This is a genomic window from Pseudomonas morbosilactucae, from assembly GCF_023241665.1.
Taxonomy (GTDB): domain Bacteria; phylum Pseudomonadota; class Gammaproteobacteria; order Pseudomonadales; family Pseudomonadaceae; genus Aquipseudomonas; species Aquipseudomonas morbosilactucae.
Genome location: NZ_JALQCX010000042.1, coordinates 46,335 through 61,443 on the forward strand (window position 1 = coordinate 46,335; position 15,109 = coordinate 61,443).

Annotated in this window: 16 protein-coding genes and 1 other RNA gene; 10 read left to right on the top strand and 7 right to left on the bottom strand. The window is 61.4% G+C overall.

The window, feature by feature from the left end; all coding sequences use genetic code 11:
* Positions 1–54: 54 nt before the first annotated feature.
* From M1B35_RS22250 to M1B35_RS22260, 3 genes are read left to right on the top strand one after another with little or no spacing between them, the layout of a single operon-like run.
* Positions 55–384, top strand: a complete 330-nt coding sequence (locus M1B35_RS22250; protein ID WP_268263085.1) for a hypothetical protein — start codon at positions 55–57, stop codon at positions 382–384.
* Between the two features lie 11 nt (positions 385–395).
* Positions 396–1,565, top strand: coding sequence for a DNA cytosine methyltransferase (locus M1B35_RS22255; protein WP_268263086.1), 1,170 nt, complete (start codon positions 396–398; stop codon positions 1,563–1,565).
* Positions 1,566–1,621: 56 nt separating this feature from the next.
* The gene (locus M1B35_RS22260; protein ID WP_268263087.1) at positions 1,622–2,392 is read left to right on the top strand and encodes a GIY-YIG nuclease family protein; all 771 of its coding nucleotides are present in this window, start codon (positions 1,622–1,624) and stop codon (positions 2,390–2,392) included.
* Between the two features lie 147 nt (positions 2,393–2,539).
* On the opposite strand, the gene M1B35_RS22265 is transcribed toward M1B35_RS22260, so the two are convergent.
* Positions 2,540–3,016, bottom strand: a complete 477-nt coding sequence (locus M1B35_RS22265; protein WP_268263088.1) for a GNAT family N-acetyltransferase — start codon at positions 3,014–3,016, stop codon at positions 2,540–2,542.
* Between the two features lie 207 nt (positions 3,017–3,223).
* On the opposite strand from M1B35_RS22265, the gene ffs reads away from it, so the two are divergent.
* An RNA gene (gene ffs, locus M1B35_RS22270) (signal recognition particle sRNA small type) lies at positions 3,224–3,320 on the top strand.
* A 148-nt stretch (positions 3,321–3,468) separates the two neighbouring features.
* Here ffs and M1B35_RS22275 read toward each other — a convergent pair.
* The 3 genes from M1B35_RS22275 to M1B35_RS22285 form a co-directional block, all read right to left on the bottom strand.
* The gene (locus tag M1B35_RS22275; RefSeq protein ID WP_123330590.1) at positions 3,469–4,290 is read right to left on the bottom strand and encodes a helix-turn-helix transcriptional regulator; all 822 of its coding nucleotides are present in this window, start codon (positions 4,288–4,290) and stop codon (positions 3,469–3,471) included.
* Between the two features lie 4 nt (positions 4,291–4,294).
* The gene (locus tag M1B35_RS22280) at positions 4,295–4,846 is read right to left on the bottom strand and encodes a kinase inhibitor (protein WP_268263089.1); all 552 of its coding nucleotides are present in this window, start codon (positions 4,844–4,846) and stop codon (positions 4,295–4,297) included.
* Positions 4,847–4,973: 127 nt separating this feature from the next.
* Complete coding sequence (locus M1B35_RS22285; RefSeq protein WP_268263090.1) at positions 4,974–5,840, bottom strand: LysR family transcriptional regulator; 867 nt, start codon at positions 5,838–5,840, stop codon at positions 4,974–4,976.
* 102 nt (positions 5,841–5,942) lie between these two features.
* Here M1B35_RS22285 and M1B35_RS22290 point away from each other — a divergent pair, with 102 nt between their 5' ends.
* A complete protein-coding gene (locus tag M1B35_RS22290) occupies positions 5,943–6,905 on the top strand; it encodes a DMT family transporter (RefSeq protein ID WP_268263091.1) in 963 nt (320 codons plus the stop codon).
* A 63-nt stretch (positions 6,906–6,968) separates the two neighbouring features.
* Here M1B35_RS22290 and M1B35_RS22295 read toward each other — a convergent pair whose 3' ends face one another.
* The 3 genes from M1B35_RS22295 to M1B35_RS22305 form a co-directional block, all read right to left on the bottom strand.
* Positions 6,969–7,862, bottom strand: a complete 894-nt coding sequence (locus M1B35_RS22295) for a DUF2167 domain-containing protein (RefSeq protein WP_268263092.1) — start codon at positions 7,860–7,862, stop codon at positions 6,969–6,971.
* 200 nt (positions 7,863–8,062) lie between these two features.
* Entirely contained in the window at positions 8,063–8,434 is a 372-nt protein-coding gene (locus M1B35_RS22300; RefSeq protein ID WP_123330598.1) for a VOC family protein, read from the bottom strand.
* 99 nt (positions 8,435–8,533) lie between these two features.
* Positions 8,534–9,292 (bottom strand): substrate-binding periplasmic protein, encoded by a 759-nt coding sequence (locus M1B35_RS22305; RefSeq protein WP_268263093.1) that lies wholly within the window; start codon positions 9,290–9,292, stop codon positions 8,534–8,536.
* Positions 9,293–9,430: 138 nt separating this feature from the next.
* On the opposite strand from M1B35_RS22305, the gene dnaX reads away from it, so the two are divergent.
* The 5 genes from dnaX to M1B35_RS22330 all read left to right on the top strand — a co-directional run bounded on the left by dnaX (position 9,431) and on the right by M1B35_RS22330 (position 15,064).
* On the top strand, positions 9,431–11,542 hold the full coding sequence (dnaX, locus tag M1B35_RS22310; protein ID WP_268263094.1) for a DNA polymerase III subunit gamma/tau: 2,112 nt from the start codon (positions 9,431–9,433) through the stop codon (positions 11,540–11,542).
* A 66-nt stretch (positions 11,543–11,608) separates the two neighbouring features.
* The gene (locus tag M1B35_RS22315; RefSeq protein WP_009047931.1) at positions 11,609–11,947 is read left to right on the top strand and encodes a YbaB/EbfC family nucleoid-associated protein; all 339 of its coding nucleotides are present in this window, start codon (positions 11,609–11,611) and stop codon (positions 11,945–11,947) included.
* A gap of 158 nt (positions 11,948–12,105) precedes the next feature.
* Positions 12,106–13,140 (top strand): NADP-dependent oxidoreductase, encoded by a 1,035-nt coding sequence (locus M1B35_RS22320; RefSeq protein ID WP_268263095.1) that lies wholly within the window; start codon positions 12,106–12,108, stop codon positions 13,138–13,140.
* 65 nt (positions 13,141–13,205) lie between these two features.
* Complete coding sequence (gene recR, locus M1B35_RS22325) at positions 13,206–13,808, top strand: recombination mediator RecR (protein WP_268263096.1); 603 nt, start codon at positions 13,206–13,208, stop codon at positions 13,806–13,808.
* Between the two features lie 107 nt (positions 13,809–13,915).
* Positions 13,916–15,064 (top strand): acyl-CoA dehydrogenase family protein, encoded by a 1,149-nt coding sequence (locus M1B35_RS22330; protein ID WP_268263097.1) that lies wholly within the window; start codon positions 13,916–13,918, stop codon positions 15,062–15,064.
* Positions 15,065–15,109: the final 45 nt, after the last annotated feature.

Sequence of the window (15,109 nt, forward strand, 5' to 3'; positions counted from 1 at the left end):
GCGTACAATCAAATAGGTTGCACATTAATATATGTGTGTGCAGAATATAAATGTGTGCCTAATCTCTCAGTGTCTGTATTCTTCGCCGCCATGACATATGAAGAATTTCAACGCCAGTTAGGGAAGGCAGGTATCAGCGTCAAGGAGTTTGCCGGGTTGCTGGAGATGAACCGCAACTCAATTACAAACTGTTCTGTACGCGGGGAAATCCCATCCCACCTAGCAGTTATCGCGGCCTTAATGGCGGAGATGGCCGAACATAGACTCGACTTCAAGAAAGCGCTGTCACGTATTGAAATCGCGCCCAAGAGGCCACGGGGGGCAGGGGTAAAAGGCAAGTTCGGCGGAAGCCCTCAAGCCCCCCTCTCTCTCAGCCCGGAATAACGAGGACCGTAATGAGTAGCATCGAATTATTTGCAGGGGCTGGCGGACTGGCTATGGGCATGACCCGGGCAGGATTCCAGCACTCGGCTGTTGTTGAATGGAATGACGATGCGTGCCAAACGATTCGCGAAAATCAGGCGCACTATGTCGAGGCTGGTCAGGACTTCCTACTCTTTGAAGGAGATGCGCGAGACTTTGATTTCACTCCATACGCTGGCGAAGTGGAAGTCATTTCCGGCGGCCCACCTTGTCAGCCTTTCTCCCTTGGGGGAAAGCACGGAGGCAACTTGGATGAAAGGGACATGTTCCCTACCGCTGTCCAGGCAGTGCGCGAGACCAAACCCCGCGCTTTCATCTTTGAAAACGTAAAAGGGCTCTTGCGTCAGAGCTTCGCTAGTTACTTTGAATACGTTTACCTCCAGCTAAGCTACCCGGACATCGCAAGAAAAAAAGACGAGACCTGGAATGAGCACCTAGCACGCTTGGAAGGGCTGCATACTTCTGGCAAGGTAAAGCCTACCTACCATGTGGTGTTTCGCCTCTTGAACGCAGCGGATTACGGCGTCCCCCAAAAGCGAGAAAGGGTATTTCTTGTAGGGTTCAGAGCCGATCTAGGGATTCAGTGGTCCTTCCCTGAACCTACTCATTCAGAAGATGAGCTTCTCATCGCTAAATGGGTGACTGGAACATATTGGGACGAGCACCGAGTCTCCAAGCGCGCCCGGCCCCGCCCACCAGAAAAGCTTACAAAACGAATTGCTCAGCTATCGACGTCCCTGGAAACTAGGCAGAGACAGCTTCGATGGACAACTGTACGAGACGCTATTGCGGGGCTTCCAGATCCAGAACAGCCGACACTGCTTCCTGTGCCCAACCACACATTCAACCCCGGCGCTCGGTCTTATCCGGGGCATACAGGCAGCCCATTAGATGAACCTGCGAAGACTCTGAAAGCGGGGAATCACGGTGTTCCGGGTGGTGAGAATATGCTCGTTCGTACTGACGGCTCCGTACGGTACTTCACTGTCCGTGAGGCGGCGAGGATACAGACCTTCCCGGACGACTATGTTTTTCATGGCTCCTGGTCGGACACCATGAAACAACTTGGCAATGCGGTGCCCGTCCAGCTAGCTGAGGTAGTTGCATCATCTGTAGCGGCCGCACTAGCGGGAAAAAGTTAAGAGAGTCTGCCTTCCACTAAGAAAGTCGGCATAATCTTCCAACAAATGGAGGATTCATGCCGATGCGTCAATGTTTTGAAGAACTGGAGTTCGACTTGCCGTCGGCGCTCCTTAGCCAGCTAGTCAAGCTGTTTGAGGAAATGCCCGAAGGCCCATTAGATGCAGCCACCGTCCAAGGGATTGACGACGCCCAGGGGGTATACCAGCTGTTCTTCAATGGGACACTGGTTTATATCGGGAAGACTGATGCACAAGCAGGCCTCCGCGCACGGCTGTTGCGTCACGCCGTGAGAATTCGCTCACGCCGCAACCTTGCTCACGACACCATTGGGTTCAAGGCCGTCCGGGTCTTTGTTTTTACGGCTATGGACTTAGAAGAACTTCTTATCAAGTACTACAAGGCCAGCCCCACTCCTCCAGTATGGAACTTGAGTGGGTTCGGATCCAACGACCCCGGCCGTAACCGTGACCACACGATACTTAAAGACGGTCACTTTGATAAAAACTACCCCATAGACCTTGACTTGATAGTTGAGCTGGACATTAAAGATGGTTCGGCTTCAGCGGCAGACGTCCTGGCACAACTCAAAGGGCAGCTCGACTACAACATCAGGTTTGAGGGCGAGACGCCAAAGTCCAAAAGTCCACATCCAGACCTCGTCGCCGCGACTGTTCACCTCCCAAGCAGCGACACCGTCCTGAATATTCTGCGAAGGGTGAAGACTGCTCTTGGTGCTGAATGGCAAATTACAGCTCTTCCCGGCTACGTCATTGCCTACCGTGAAACGAAAGACTATAAGGAAGGCATCAAGATTGAACCTGCGTAGCGGCGGGTCGAGTCTCTGAAGGTCGACGGAGAGTTCTTATTTTCATGGGGGCGAATAGGGGTGACTCGTACAGTCTCTACGCGTCGCTGTTGCCATTGGAGCAAAGAGTTCGGATATGAAATGGCGTCTCGGCGGCTCTATACAGGGTCAGCTGCCGTGTTTGCTTAGTCGGGTTTTGACTGATTGCACAGTCCCCAGAAGATTGTTGCCGTGACCATGCCGCTGTAATCCAAACCTTTCCCCAAACGCCTCAGATTCGGCATTGGTCGACTCTATTCCGATACTGCTGTAGCCGACGCGGTCTGCGCACTCCGTCAGGAACGCCATGAAGCGCCGCCCGTGGCCTTTACGAGTAGGTGTGAAGCCTATCCGGGCTATGACCAAGCAGTTGTGTCCTGTCCATTGGCCCCTCGGCGGTGTAACTCGGAGGTAGAGGTCGTATTTGAGCGTCCTTGCGTTTACCGTAGTCCCCAGACCCAGCGTCACATAGTTGCGCTTATAACCGAACTGGGCGGCAAGGTAGGGCGCCAGCAACTCCGCGAAATGCTCAGCTCTTGCACGCGCCTCCTTGTTCTCCCGCTGCTCTGCTTCTTGGTCACGCTCCTCAAGCATTGGGGTATTCATAGCTTGTTCCTCATTGGTCGAAACGGCTGCACGCCGTTTAGTTGGGCCTGGTAGGCGCCTTCAGGTGGTACAAAAGGGAGGCAAATTGGTGATACAAATGGCTTGCGCGGCATCCCTTCACAAGCCTTACAATTACGCCAAATTCGAATCCGCGTGATGGTGAAGAATCGTACAGAGCATCGCTTGGAAGCTCTAGGATGGTGACCCCATCGGTCCCCCCGCAACGATTACCCGTGAACCTGGTCAGATCCGGAAGGAAGCAGCCACAGCGGGAACATTGTGTGCCGGGGTGTGGCTGGTGGGGTTGCCTCCATAACGCCCATCAGCAACACATTTCCTTTTCTGAATTTAAAACCCTGTACCTGATCCCCATCAGCGTGCGGTTTTTGTGTGCCTGTCATTCAGGCATAGGCCTTTGATTTCCTTCGTTCGAACCTCGCAGCCCACCGGCTTTAAAGCGCTGCCCGCAACTCCCTTGGCGACAGTCCGTAATGCTTGCGAAAACGCACGGCAAACCTCGACGCCGAGGCGTAGCCGCTGGCGGCGGCGATGTCGCCGATGGGGCGTGGCGTAGTTTGTAGCCAGTGCAGTGCCATGCCCAGTCTGACGTTCTCCAGGATGCTGCTGAAGCTGGCGTGCTCGTTGGTCAGTTGGCGGCGCAGGGTCGAAGCGCCGAGGTTAAGGCGTTCGGCGACGTTGGCCACGGTCCAGTCTCGGGCGGGGTTGCTCAGGATGATGTGCTGCACGCGCTCACACAGCGGGTCGTGGCGGTCCAGCAGCAGCGGCCCGGCGTAGCCGCCCAGGGCCAGGGCCAGCAGCACCGCTTCGCCGTAGTGGCTGCGCAGGGCGTCCGGTGCGTCGGCGGCGATGCCGTGTAGGAGGTTTTCCCAGGCAAGGGTGGTGTGCCGATCCAGCGGCACGCACAGGTCCGCGCTGGCGGTTTGCCCGGGCCGTGGAATGATTTGCTGGCTGTAGCGCGCGCTGAACGCTCGTAAGGCTGCGGTGGGAAAGACCACCACATCGGCGATGTAGTGGCCTTGCGGCCCCGGGTAATTGCTGATGCCCACTTCACGCCCCGCCGGTAGCAGGATCAGGTGCTGATGCCCGACCCGCATTTCGCGGTCGTCCCAGTTCATGCATTTTTCACCTTGGCGGACGCGGCACAGGGCGCTGGAGAAAATCGGCACCCGTTGCAGTGCATGGGGCTGTCGGGCCCGTATGACACAGGCATCGATACGGCTTTCACGATGCAGCAGTCCGACCGGGGCGTTCATGGGTTTAGCGTCCGTAAGTGGCGGTGAGGGTGGCCTTGGCCAGTGCGTTGGCGTTGAGCATGTAGCCCACCAGCGCGCCGCTGGCGTTGGCGTCGAGGGGCAGTTTATCGACCTTCAAGGCCCAGACGGTGAACTGATAGCGGTGGGGCTTATCGCCCACGGGCGGGCAGGCGCCGCCAAAGCCCGGCTGGCCGTAATCGGTGCGGCCTTGCACGGCTCCGGCTGGCAGGTGTTCGCCGCTTACATTGCCGGCGCCGCTGGGCAGTTGCGAGGTGCTGGCGGGCAGGTTGACCACGGTCCAGTGCCACCAGCCGCTGCCGGTGGGGGCGTCAGGGTCGTAGGCGGTGATCGCGAAGCTTTGGGTGCCGGGCGGTGGGTTGTTCCACGACAGTTGCGGGGAGGTGTTGGCGCCGTCGCAGCCGAACCCCTGGAACACTTCACGGCTGCTCAAGGGCTGGCCATCGCGGATGTCGCGGCTGCTCAGGGTGAAGTCGGCCGCATGAGCGCTGAGGCTCAAAACCATGGGAAGCGCGCTGAGCAAAAGGCGGTTTTTCATAAGGAACTCGTCTTGCGGGGTAGGAGGAAAGACGAGTGTATGGAGAGGGCAAACCCCGCGTTGTGCCGGTACGCTCGACCATTGTGCCGAAACGCTCAGTTGCTTCTGATGGCAGGCTGGGGCTGGATCAGGCCTCGAGCTTTTCCCGCAATAACTGGGCAAAGGCATCCCGGGCGCGGTGCCCTTGCACGTCGCGATGCCAGACAAAACGGTTATCCACCGGCAGCAAGTCGTTGAAACGTTGCACGGTCAGGGTCGCCGATTGCGAGTAGCGCTCCAGCACGCCTTCGGGGATCAGCGAAACCCCGGCCCCCGCGCTGACGCAGCCGATGATGGTGCCCCAACTGGCATAGCCGGTGATCGGCAGGTTCAGGTCGTGCTTGCCCAGCCACTGCTCCAGGGCGCGGCGATAGGGGCAGCCCGCCGGCCACATGAATAGGTGTTGCCCTTGCAGGTCGCTGGGGGTGCGGATCGGCGCAGCGTTGGTGCTGGAGATCAGCACCAGCGGCTCGCGGTACAGCACCGTCTGTTGCAGCTTTGCCGGCAAGCTGTCGATGGCGACCAGGGCGCCATCGATGCGCTGGTGTTGCAGTTCTTCAAAGAGTTGCGACCAGGTGCCGGTGACCAGTTCCACAGTCACCTGCGGGTAACGCCGGTGGAATTCGGCCAACAAGGGCGGCAGGCGCCCCCCCGCGCAGGATTCTATGGAGCCCAGGCGCAGCGGACCACTGGGTTCGGCCTGGCTGTCGACGGCGCGTTTGGCTTCATCCACCAGGGCCAGGATGCGTTCGCTGTAGCCAAGGAAGATTTCCCCGGCGGGGCTGATTTTCAGCCCACGGCCCACCCGGGTGAACAGGGGGGTGCCCAGTTCGCTTTCCAACTGCTTGAGGCGGTTGGTGATGTTGGAGGGGACGCAATGCAGGTGTTCTGCCGCGCGGGCGATGCTGCCGGTGCGGGCAACGGCTTTCACCATTTTCAGTTGGGTCAGTTCCATTGCTCATTTCTCGTGATCAATGGTCGCAGTATCCGTTAATTGTGGTGAGCTGTGGAGGGCGGGACACTGCAGTTCTTCTCCTGCCCTGTGGATGCCTGTGTCGTGACGATCTCGCCCCTGTTCAAGCTGTTGCTGGCCACCGCTGCGGTGATCCTGTGTTGGGCCTATTCGCCGGTGGGCATCCATATCGGCCTTGAGGGCTACAGCCCCGGGCACTTGGCGCTACTGCGCTTTCTGATCGCTTCGCTGTTGATGGGCGGCATTGCACTGCTGTCGAACATCTCGCTGCCCGCTTGGCGCGACCTGCCTTGGCTGCTGGTGCTGGGGTTCTTTGCCATTGCCTTGCACCACGTCAGCCTCAACTACGGCCAGCAGGGCTTGAGTGCCGGGGCCTCCAGCGTGTTGGCCCAGTCGGCGCCGATCTTCAGCACGGTGATTGCTTTTTTCTGGCTCAAGGAGTCAGTCAGCGTATGGCGCTGGGTATGCGTGGGGGTTGGGCTGTTGGGCGCCGTGGTGGTGGTCGCCGGGGATCGGGGCCTGGGCTCGATTGAACCCCGTGGCTTGCTGGTGTTGGTGGCGGCGTTTTCCTGGGGGCTGTACTTCGTCTTGCAGCGGCGTTTTTCCGGGCGCTATGGGCTGCTGACCACGGTCTGCTACATGGTCTGGTCCGGCACGCTGTTGTTGAGCGTGTATGCGCCGGGCTTGACCCAGGCGGTGGCCCAGGCGTCCTGGCGGGTGAACCTGGCGGTGCTGTTGCTGGGGGTGTTTCCCAGTGCGCTGGCGTACCTCGCCTGGGCCTATGTGTTGGCGCGGGTCGAGGTCAGCCGGGCATCGATTGCCATGTACCTGATTCCGCCCATGGCGATGGCGCTGGCGTCGACGGTCCTCGGAGAGCGGGTGTCATCCAGCGTGCTGCTGGGGGCGGCGGTGGTGCTGGGCAGTGTGATGGCGCTGCAGTTGGAGGGGCGCTGGCGGCGGAGCCGGTTCGGGCGGCCGCGGGCTGCAGGTGTCTCGAGCACCTTGCCGGGGGCCATTCGCGAGGCCGAGGCGTTGGAGGTGCGTTAGCACCAGGGTCTGAATGAACAACGCCCCCGCATAGGCGGGGCGTTGTCGTTGCGGCGGGGCGGTTCAGCTCTTTTTCTTGAACAGCCGGCCGACGAAGGCGGCGATGGCGACCACGCCGATGATGATGAACTTCTTGCCGGCCAGCAGCAGGACACCCAGCTTGGCAAACAACCCCGCCTTACTGGCGATGCCGCCGGCTACGAGGGCCGCCAGGCCGTAGGAGGCGAGCTTGTCGGTGCTGGGGTTGTAGTCGGCGTAGCGGTTGCCGTCGGTGAAGTTGGTGAAGGCCAGGACCTTGGGAATTTCCCGCTTGATGGTGGCCAGGTCGTCCATGGACGCCACGGCGTTGAGCTCCAGCACGCCCTCGCGACCCAGCACGCGGATGCTGTAGTTCAAGGTGTTGTTCTCGGCGCCTTCGGCCTTGAGTTCGCGGGCCCAGTACATCTTGTGGGACTGCGCGTCATAGCTCGGCTGTTCGGCCCAGCCCAGCAGGTGGATGGCGCCGTAGCCCTGTTCCTGACGCTGTTTGTTGTCTTCCTCGTCCTCTTCCTGCATCTGCTTGAGCAGGTCGTTGTAGTCGATCTTGGCGGCGTCGTCGTCCGAGATATGGCCGTCATTCTTGTAGCTGATGATCACGCCCCAGCCTTCTGCCGACAGTGGGCTGACGCCGCTGGGCACGATCATGCCCAGGGTGGTGAAGCCCGGTGGGTTGCCCCAGCCTTCGGTCAGCAGGCGTTCGGTGTCTTTGGGGGCGAGGTAGTAGAACTCTTTGCTCAGCTCGAGGCTGGCAATATCGCCGGGCAGTTTGACGGTGCCGTGGCGGGGGGAGAGTGAGGCCAAAAACTGTTCTTCAGTCTGGGTCTCGGTGGTGTCGCTCTCGGCTGGCTTGGCAGCGTGGGCAAAAAACGGCGCGCAAAACAGGGCCGCCATCACCATAAAAAGGCGTAGGTATTTCATCGTATTCCCTTACATTTTGTGACAAGTCGACGGGAAGGATAACGATGACGTCGCTGGGGCTCAATGATGTGTTTCCATTTATTGCATGCAGGAGGGCGTGGTGCAGGGCCTTTTTGGCTCTGTGCGCGGTCGTTGGGGGAGGGGCCAGCGCAGTGTTGTCGGGGGCAACACTGCGTTCTCCATGGGCCTGTGCAGGCGCTTCAGTCGAGGGTGAGGAACATGGCACGCAAGCGATGGCCGTCGGGGTCGAGGGCGACCAGGCTGTAGCCGAAGTCCTGGGTATTGGGTGGCTGGGCGATGGTCATGCCCAAGGCTTTCCATTGCTGATACAGAGTGTCGACCGCTTCGCGGCTGTCCAACGCCAACGCCAGTTCGCCCCCGCCCCCGGCGGCCTGGGCGGCAGGTTGCACGGTATGGCGTGACCACAACCCAAGCTTGAGCCCGGAGTCGAGGATGAACAGGGCAAAGGTCGGCGACAGGTCCACCGGCGGCCGATCCAGCAGGCGGCTATAGAAGTGGGCGCTGGTGGCCGGGCTGTCGACGTAGAGCAATAGGTGAGTGAGGTTGAGCATGGTGGCTGCCTGTTCCAGGTGGCTTGTGGGTAGGTCGGCAGCTTAAGGGGCGGACCTGTCAGTTCCTGTCAGGAGTCGCAAGTCATCAGCGGCCCGGGCTCAAGGGGCGAAATGGGGAGGCTCGCGATGGCCGGTGTAGCGCTGGACGATGTCGTCGATTTCCCCGGACATTTTCATTCGCAGCAGCGTGCGCAACAGGCGTTGCACGGGCAGCGCCGGGTCATTGCGCACATAGCAGCCCACCGCCTGTTCCTGAAGCAGGGCCACGCCGCGCAGTTGTTTGTCAGGGGCGCGCCCGCGGTTGTACCACTCCAGGGTCCAGAGGCTGCTGACCGCATAGGCGTAGCGGCCTATCTCGAGTTTTTGCAGCACCTGCTCCTCGTTGCGCGCGTCGTCACGGATCAATTGGTCGCGGTCGAACAGCGGCTGCAGGGTGGTGTAGGTGTAGCTGAGCACTGTGCCGATACGCTGTCGCTCCAGCCCGGCAAGGCTCACCTTTTGCGGGTGCGCGCCATGGCTGACCAGCAAGTTGCGCTGCATGAACAGCGGGATGCTCCAGATGTAGTCGCCAGACTGGTTCGGCAGCCAGGACTGCGCGGCATAGCAGCGCACATCGACCTCACCCTGCTCCATGGCGTTTTGCACCCGGGCGCGGGCCAGGACGTGGAACTGCGCCGACATGCCGACTTGGCGAGCTAGGCTGATCATCATGTCGTGCAGGATGCCCTGGGTCGGTTGGCCCTGCTCGATCTGCACCACCGGCATGGCCCAGCTGTCCGAGATCACGAAACGCAGGGGCATTTCGTCGGCCGAGGTCCAGGCACTGATCAGTAAAAGAGCCCCCCAAGTCAAACGCATACACGCTCCGTGGTTAAAAGCACCGATCCTTGCCGTGCAAAGTGCAGCTTAGTCAGATTAGACGAGCGCGCCGGATGCAATTTGCCCCTTGCTCCGCTAGCATTACCGGCTTCCGCTTCCCAGTTGCGACGGTTTTCGATGAGTTATCAGGTTCTTGCACGTAAATGGCGTCCGCGCTCGTTCCGCGAAATGGTCGGCCAGACCCATGTGCTCAAGGCTCTGATCAATGCCTTGGACAGCCAGCGGCTGCACCACGCCTATCTGTTTACCGGCACCCGCGGGGTGGGCAAGACCACCATTGCGCGGATCATTGCCAAATGCCTGAATTGTGAAACAGGTATTACGTCCACCCCTTGTGGCACGTGCTCGGTGTGTCGCGAGATCGATGAAGGGCGTTTTGTCGACCTGATCGAGATCGACGCCGCGAGCCGGACCAAGGTCGAGGACACCCGCGAGCTGCTGGACAACGTGCAGTACGCCCCCAGCCGCGGGCGCTTCAAGGTCTACCTGATCGACGAAGTGCACATGCTGTCCAGTCACTCGTTCAACGCCCTGTTGAAGACCCTGGAAGAGCCGCCGCCCTACGTTAAATTCATCCTGGCGACCACCGACCCGCAAAAGCTGCCGGCGACCATTCTGTCGCGCTGCCTGCAATTTTCTCTGAAGAACATGACGCCCGAGCGTGTGGTCGAGCATTTGACCCACGTGCTGGGGGTGGAGAACGTACCGTTCGAAGACGACGCCCTGTGGTTGCTGGGGCGCGCAGCGGACGGTTCGATGCGCGACGCCATGAGCCTCACCGACCAGGCGATTGCCTTCGGTGAGGGCAAGGTCATGGCGGCCGATGTGCGGGCCATGCTCGGGACCCTGGACCATGGTCAGGTCTTCGATGTGTTGCACGCGTTGATCAACGGCGACGCCAAAGCCCTGCTGGAGGCCGTGCGCCACCTGGCGGAGCAGGGGCCGGACTGGAATGGCGTGCTTTCAGAAATTCTCAATGTGCTGCACCGGGTGGCCATTGCCCAGGCGCTGCCTGAAGGCGTGGATAACGGTCATGGCGATCGTGATCGGGTGTTGGCCCTGGCCCAGGCGCTGCCGGCCGAGGATGTGCAGTTCTATTACCAGATGGGTTTGATCGGGCGTCGCGACTTGCCGTTAGCACCCGACCCCCGTGGCGGTTTCGAGATGGTCCTGTTGCGCATGCTGGCGTTCCGCCCGGCAGATGCCACGGACGCGCCGAGGCAGCCGCTAAAGCCAGTGGGGATCAGCCAAGCCACAGTTGATTCCGCCCAAGCCGTGGCGGGGGCAGCGTCCGCTGCGCCAGTGGTGGCGGCCGCAGCGCCGGTTGCCGCACCTGCTGTTCCTGTGGCTCCTGTTGCCGCTGAGCCGGTACCCGCATCTGTGCCCGAGCCTCGGCCGCAGGTTGCGGTGGCCCCTGAGCCTCCGGTCGAGCCAGAGCGGGTCGAGCCGGCCCCGGTGGTCGAAGCCGTGGTCGACCTGCCTTGGAACGACCCGGTCGAGCCAGTGGTTGAGCAGCAGCCGGCGGTCGAGCCAGTGCTGGAGACCACCGCCGAGCAGCCCGAATTGACGCCGATGCCGACGCCGACCCCGGACAGCGTGGTGCCGGACGCGCCGGAGTGGGTCAATGCGCCGGTGCCAGAGCCGAGCGTTGCCGACGTCGATGCCGCCACCCCGGGCATCGACCTGGACGACGAGCCGCCTCTGGACGAGGACTACATCGAGCCGGACATGGACTCGGCCTACAGCTACCTGGACGAACTGGCCAGCGAGCATGCGGCGGATCCGGAGCCCGAGCCTGAACCCTTGCCTGCTGCGCAGCCTGCAACCGGCCTGGCCCTGGAGTGGCTGGAGCTGTTCCCGAAGTTGCCGATTTCCGGCATGACCGGCAGCATCGCCGCCAACTGCACCCTGATGGCCGTGGACGGCGACAGCTGGTTGCTGCACCTGGACCCGGCCCACAGCGCCCTGTTCAACGCCACACAGCAGCGCCGCCTCAACGATGCCCTGAACCAGCACCTGCAGCGGACCCTGACCCTGAGCATCGAGCTGATCAAGCCCGAGCAGGAAACCCCGGCCCAGGCGGCGTCGCGTCGCCGGGCCAATCGCCAGCGCGAAGCCGAGGAGTCGATCCACGGCGATCCGTTCATCCAGCAGATGGTGCAGGAGTTCGGCGCGGTGGTGCGTCACGATACTATTGAACCTGTCGAGGCCCTGGCCAGTCAGGGCTAATAACTGAAGGGCGCCGGGCTGTAATCGCCGGGCGCTGTTTTTATCCAAGTACTTGAGGTGATTCCCATGATGAAAGGTGGCATGGCCGGCCTGATGAAGCAGGCGCAGCAGATGCAGGAAAAAATGGCCAAGATGCAGGAAGAACTGGCCAACGCTGAAGTCACCGGCAAAGCCGGCGGCGACATGGTCACCGTGGTCATGACCGGTCGTCACGACATCAAGCGCGTGAGCATCGATCCAAGCCTGCTCGAAGGCGTCAGCGAAGACGACCGTGAAGTGCTGGAAGACCTGTTTGCCGCCGCCGTCAACGACGCGGTGCGCAAGATCGAAGCCAACAGCCAGGACAAGATGTCCGGCATGACCGCGGGCATGCAACTGCCACCGGGCATGAAGCTGCCCTTCTGATTCGCCCAGGCGTATTGGATGGATGACATGAAATGCCAGGCCTTGAGCCTGGCATTTTTGTTTGCGGCCGCGGTGGCTGAAAACATCGAACGCCCTCAGCCAATCATGGTCTGCACCCTGTAGCAGCTGATTTCTTCATCCACAAAGGAGCCTCCCCGATGCCCCAAGCATTGACCCTCAACCAGCGTATCGTCCTGGTGTCCCGCCCCCAGGGCGCGCCGGTCCCGGAGAACTTTCGCCTGGAACGCGAGGCGCTGCCGGACCTGGCAGACGGCCAGGTCTTGCTCAAGACCCTGTACCTGTCCCTGGACCCTTACATGCGTGGACGCATGAGTGACGCGCCGTCCTACGCGGCCCCGGTCGAACTCAATGAGGTCATGACCGGCGGCGCCGTGAGCCGGGTCGAGCGTTCCCTCAACCCGAAATTCCAGGAAGGCGATCTGGTGGTGGGTGCCACCGGCTGGCAAAGCCACAGCATCTCTGACGGCCGCAACCTGATACCCGTACCCTCCGGGCTGCCCAGCCCGTCCATGGCCCTGGGGGTGCTGGGCATGCCCGGCATGACCGCTTACATGGGTCTGATGGACATCGGCCAGCCCAAAGCCGGGGAAACCCTGGTGGTCGCGGCAGCCTCGGGCGCCGTTGGCTCGGTGGTCGGGCAGGTGGCCAAGCTCAAGGGGCTGCGTGTGGTGGGCGTTGCAGGAGGGGCGGACAAGTGCCGCTATGTGGTTGAGGAGTTGGGGTTCGATGCGTGCATCGATCACAAGAGCCCGGACTTCAGCGATGAGTTGGCCCAGGCCTGCCCCAAAGGCGTGGACATCTACTTTGAAAACGTCGGCGGCAAGGTCTTCGACGCAGTGCTACCGCTGCTCAATGCCAAGGCGCGGATTCCTCTGTGCGGCCTGATCGCCCAGTACAACGCCCAGGATGTGCCCGCCGGGCCGGACCGCTTGCCCCTGCTGCAACGGGCCTTGTTGACCAAGCGTGTACGCATCCAGGGGTTTATCGTGTTCGACGATTATGGTGATCGCCAGCCCGAATTCATCAGCGCCATGGCGCCCTGGGTACGGGACGGCAAGATCAAGTTCAAGGAAGACGTGGTGGAGGGGCTCGAGCAAGCGCCGGAGGCCTTTATCGGTCTGCTGGAAGGACGCAACTTCGGCAAGTTGGTGGTGCGGGTCGCCGAAGCCTGAGCATTTGACGCTGGTCAGAGGCGCGGGTATAAACCGCGTCTCGTTGTTTAGTCGGACCTTTGCCCATGAGCTTCAGCCCCCTGATTCGCCAACTGATCGATGCCTTGCGCACCTTGCCGGGCGTGGGTCAGAAAACCGCCCAGCGCATGGCACTGCAACTGCTGGAGCGTGACCGCAGCGGCGGCTCCCGGTTAGCGCAAGCCTTGAGCCAGGCCATGGAAGGGGTCGGGCACTGCCGGTTGTGCCGCACCCTGACGGAAGACGACCTGTGCCCGCAATGTGCCGACACCCGTCGCGATGACACCCTGCTGTGCGTGGTGGAGGGGCCGATGGATGTGTATGCCGTGGAGCAGACCGGTTATCGCGGTCGTTACTTCGTGCTCAAGGGCCACCTGTCGCCGCTCGACGGCCTGGGGCCGGAGGCGATTGGCATTCCGCAATTGCTGGCGCGGATCGAGGAGCAAGGCAGCTTCACCGAAGTGATCCTGGCCACCAACCCCACCGTCGAAGGTGAGGCAACGGCCCATTACATCGCCCAATTGCTCCACCACAAAGGCCTGGTGGCCTCGCGCATCGCCCATGGCGTGCCTTTGGGTGGCGAGCTGGAGCTGGTGGATGGCGGGACCCTCGCGCATTCCTTTGCCGGGCGTAAACCCATCGCCCTGTAACGCGGCTGGTAGGCGCCGGCTGGCCGGCAAACGCGAACAACGCAGAGTATCTTGATAACCAAGCAAGCGCTTGGTAAGTTCCCTCGACCCTTCAGAGGAGCTTGCCGATGTCTGCCTGCCAGGAATACTTCGACCCTAGCCATCAGTTGGTCCGCGACAGCGTTCGCCGTTTCGTCGAGCGTGAAATTCTCCCCGAGATCGATCAATGGGAAGAGGCGGCGAGCTTCCCTCGGGAGCTGTACCTCAAGGCCGGCGCCGCCGGAATTCTCGGTATCGGCTATCCCGAATCGCTGGGGGGCAGCCATGAAGGCGACCTGTTCGCCAAGATTGCCGCCAGCGAAGAGCTGATGCGCAGTGGCTCCGGTGGTTTGGTGGCAGGCTTGGGGTCTTTGGATATCGGCCTCCCGCCGATCGTCAAATGGGCCCGCCCCGAGGTGCGTGAGCGTGTGGTGCCCCAGGTGCTCTCCGGGGCCTGCATCAGCGCCTTGGCGATCACTGAGCCCAGCGGTGGTTCGGACGTGGCCAACCTGCAAACCCGCGCCGTGCGCGAGGGCGACGTTTACCGTGTCAGCGGCAGCAAGACCTTTATCACCAGTGGTGTGCGCGCGGATTTCTACACCGTCGCGGTGCGCACTGGCGAGCCGGGTTTCGGCGGCATCAGCCTGCTGTTGATCGAGAAGGGCACCCCGGGATTCACCGTCGGTCAGCCCCTGAAGAAGATGGGCTGGTGGGCGTCGGACACCGCCGAGCTGTTCTTTGATAACTGCCGGGTGCCGGTGGGCAATTTGATTGGGGCGGAAAACATGGGCTTCGCCTGCATCATGGGCAACTTCCAGAGCGAGCGTTTGGCCTTGGCGCTGATGGCCAACATGACCGCGCAACTGGCGTTGGAAGAAAGCCTGAAGTGGGCACGGCAGCGCGAAGCCTTCGGCAAGCCCATTGGCAAATTCCAGGTGCTCAAGCATCGCTTGGCGGAAATGGCCACGGCGCTGGAGGTGTCGCGGGAATTCACCTATCGCCAGGCGGCGAAGATGGCGGCGGGCAAGAGCGTGATCAAGGAAATTTCCATGGCCAAGAACTTTGCCACCGATACCGCCGATCGCATCACCCATGACGCCGTGCAGATCCTCGGGGGCATGGGTTACATACGTGACAGCCTGGTGGAGCGCCTGTACCGCGACAACCGGATCCTCTCCATCGGAGGCGGGACCCGTGAAGTGATGAATGAAATCATCAGCAAGCAGATGGGGCTCTGACTGCGCAGGCTCGCCCGTCTTCGGCTGAAGCGGGCTGCCTGCGAG

Bases quoted from the DNA above. Each gene is read 5' to 3' on its own strand.
- M1B35_RS22320 (WP_268263095.1), top strand. From the start codon at position 12,106: ATGCCCCAAGCATTGACCCTCAACCAGCGTATCGTCCTGGTGTCCCGC.
- M1B35_RS22275 (WP_123330590.1), bottom strand. From the start codon at position 4,290: ATGAACGCCCCGGTCGGACTGCTGCATCGTGAAAGCCGTATCGATGCC.
- M1B35_RS22255 (WP_268263086.1), top strand. From the start codon at position 396: ATGAGTAGCATCGAATTATTTGCAGGGGCTGGCGGACTGGCTATGGGC.
- M1B35_RS22315 (WP_009047931.1), top strand. From the start codon at position 11,609: ATGATGAAAGGTGGCATGGCCGGCCTGATGAAGCAGGCGCAGCAGATG.
- M1B35_RS22265 (WP_268263088.1), bottom strand. From the start codon at position 3,016: ATGAATACCCCAATGCTTGAGGAGCGTGACCAAGAAGCAGAGCAGCGG.
- recR (WP_268263096.1), top strand. From the start codon at position 13,206: ATGAGCTTCAGCCCCCTGATTCGCCAACTGATCGATGCCTTGCGCACC.
- M1B35_RS22330 (WP_268263097.1), top strand. From the start codon at position 13,916: ATGTCTGCCTGCCAGGAATACTTCGACCCTAGCCATCAGTTGGTCCGC.
- M1B35_RS22260 (WP_268263087.1), top strand. From the start codon at position 1,622: ATGCCGATGCGTCAATGTTTTGAAGAACTGGAGTTCGACTTGCCGTCG.
- M1B35_RS22280 (WP_268263089.1), bottom strand. From the start codon at position 4,846: ATGAAAAACCGCCTTTTGCTCAGCGCGCTTCCCATGGTTTTGAGCCTC.
- M1B35_RS22295 (WP_268263092.1), bottom strand. From the start codon at position 7,862: ATGAAATACCTACGCCTTTTTATGGTGATGGCGGCCCTGTTTTGCGCG.
- M1B35_RS22305 (WP_268263093.1), bottom strand. From the start codon at position 9,292: ATGCGTTTGACTTGGGGGGCTCTTTTACTGATCAGTGCCTGGACCTCG.
- dnaX (WP_268263094.1), top strand. From the start codon at position 9,431: ATGAGTTATCAGGTTCTTGCACGTAAATGGCGTCCGCGCTCGTTCCGC.
- M1B35_RS22300 (WP_123330598.1), bottom strand. From the start codon at position 8,434: ATGCTCAACCTCACTCACCTATTGCTCTACGTCGACAGCCCGGCCACC.
- M1B35_RS22285 (WP_268263090.1), bottom strand. From the start codon at position 5,840: ATGGAACTGACCCAACTGAAAATGGTGAAAGCCGTTGCCCGCACCGGC.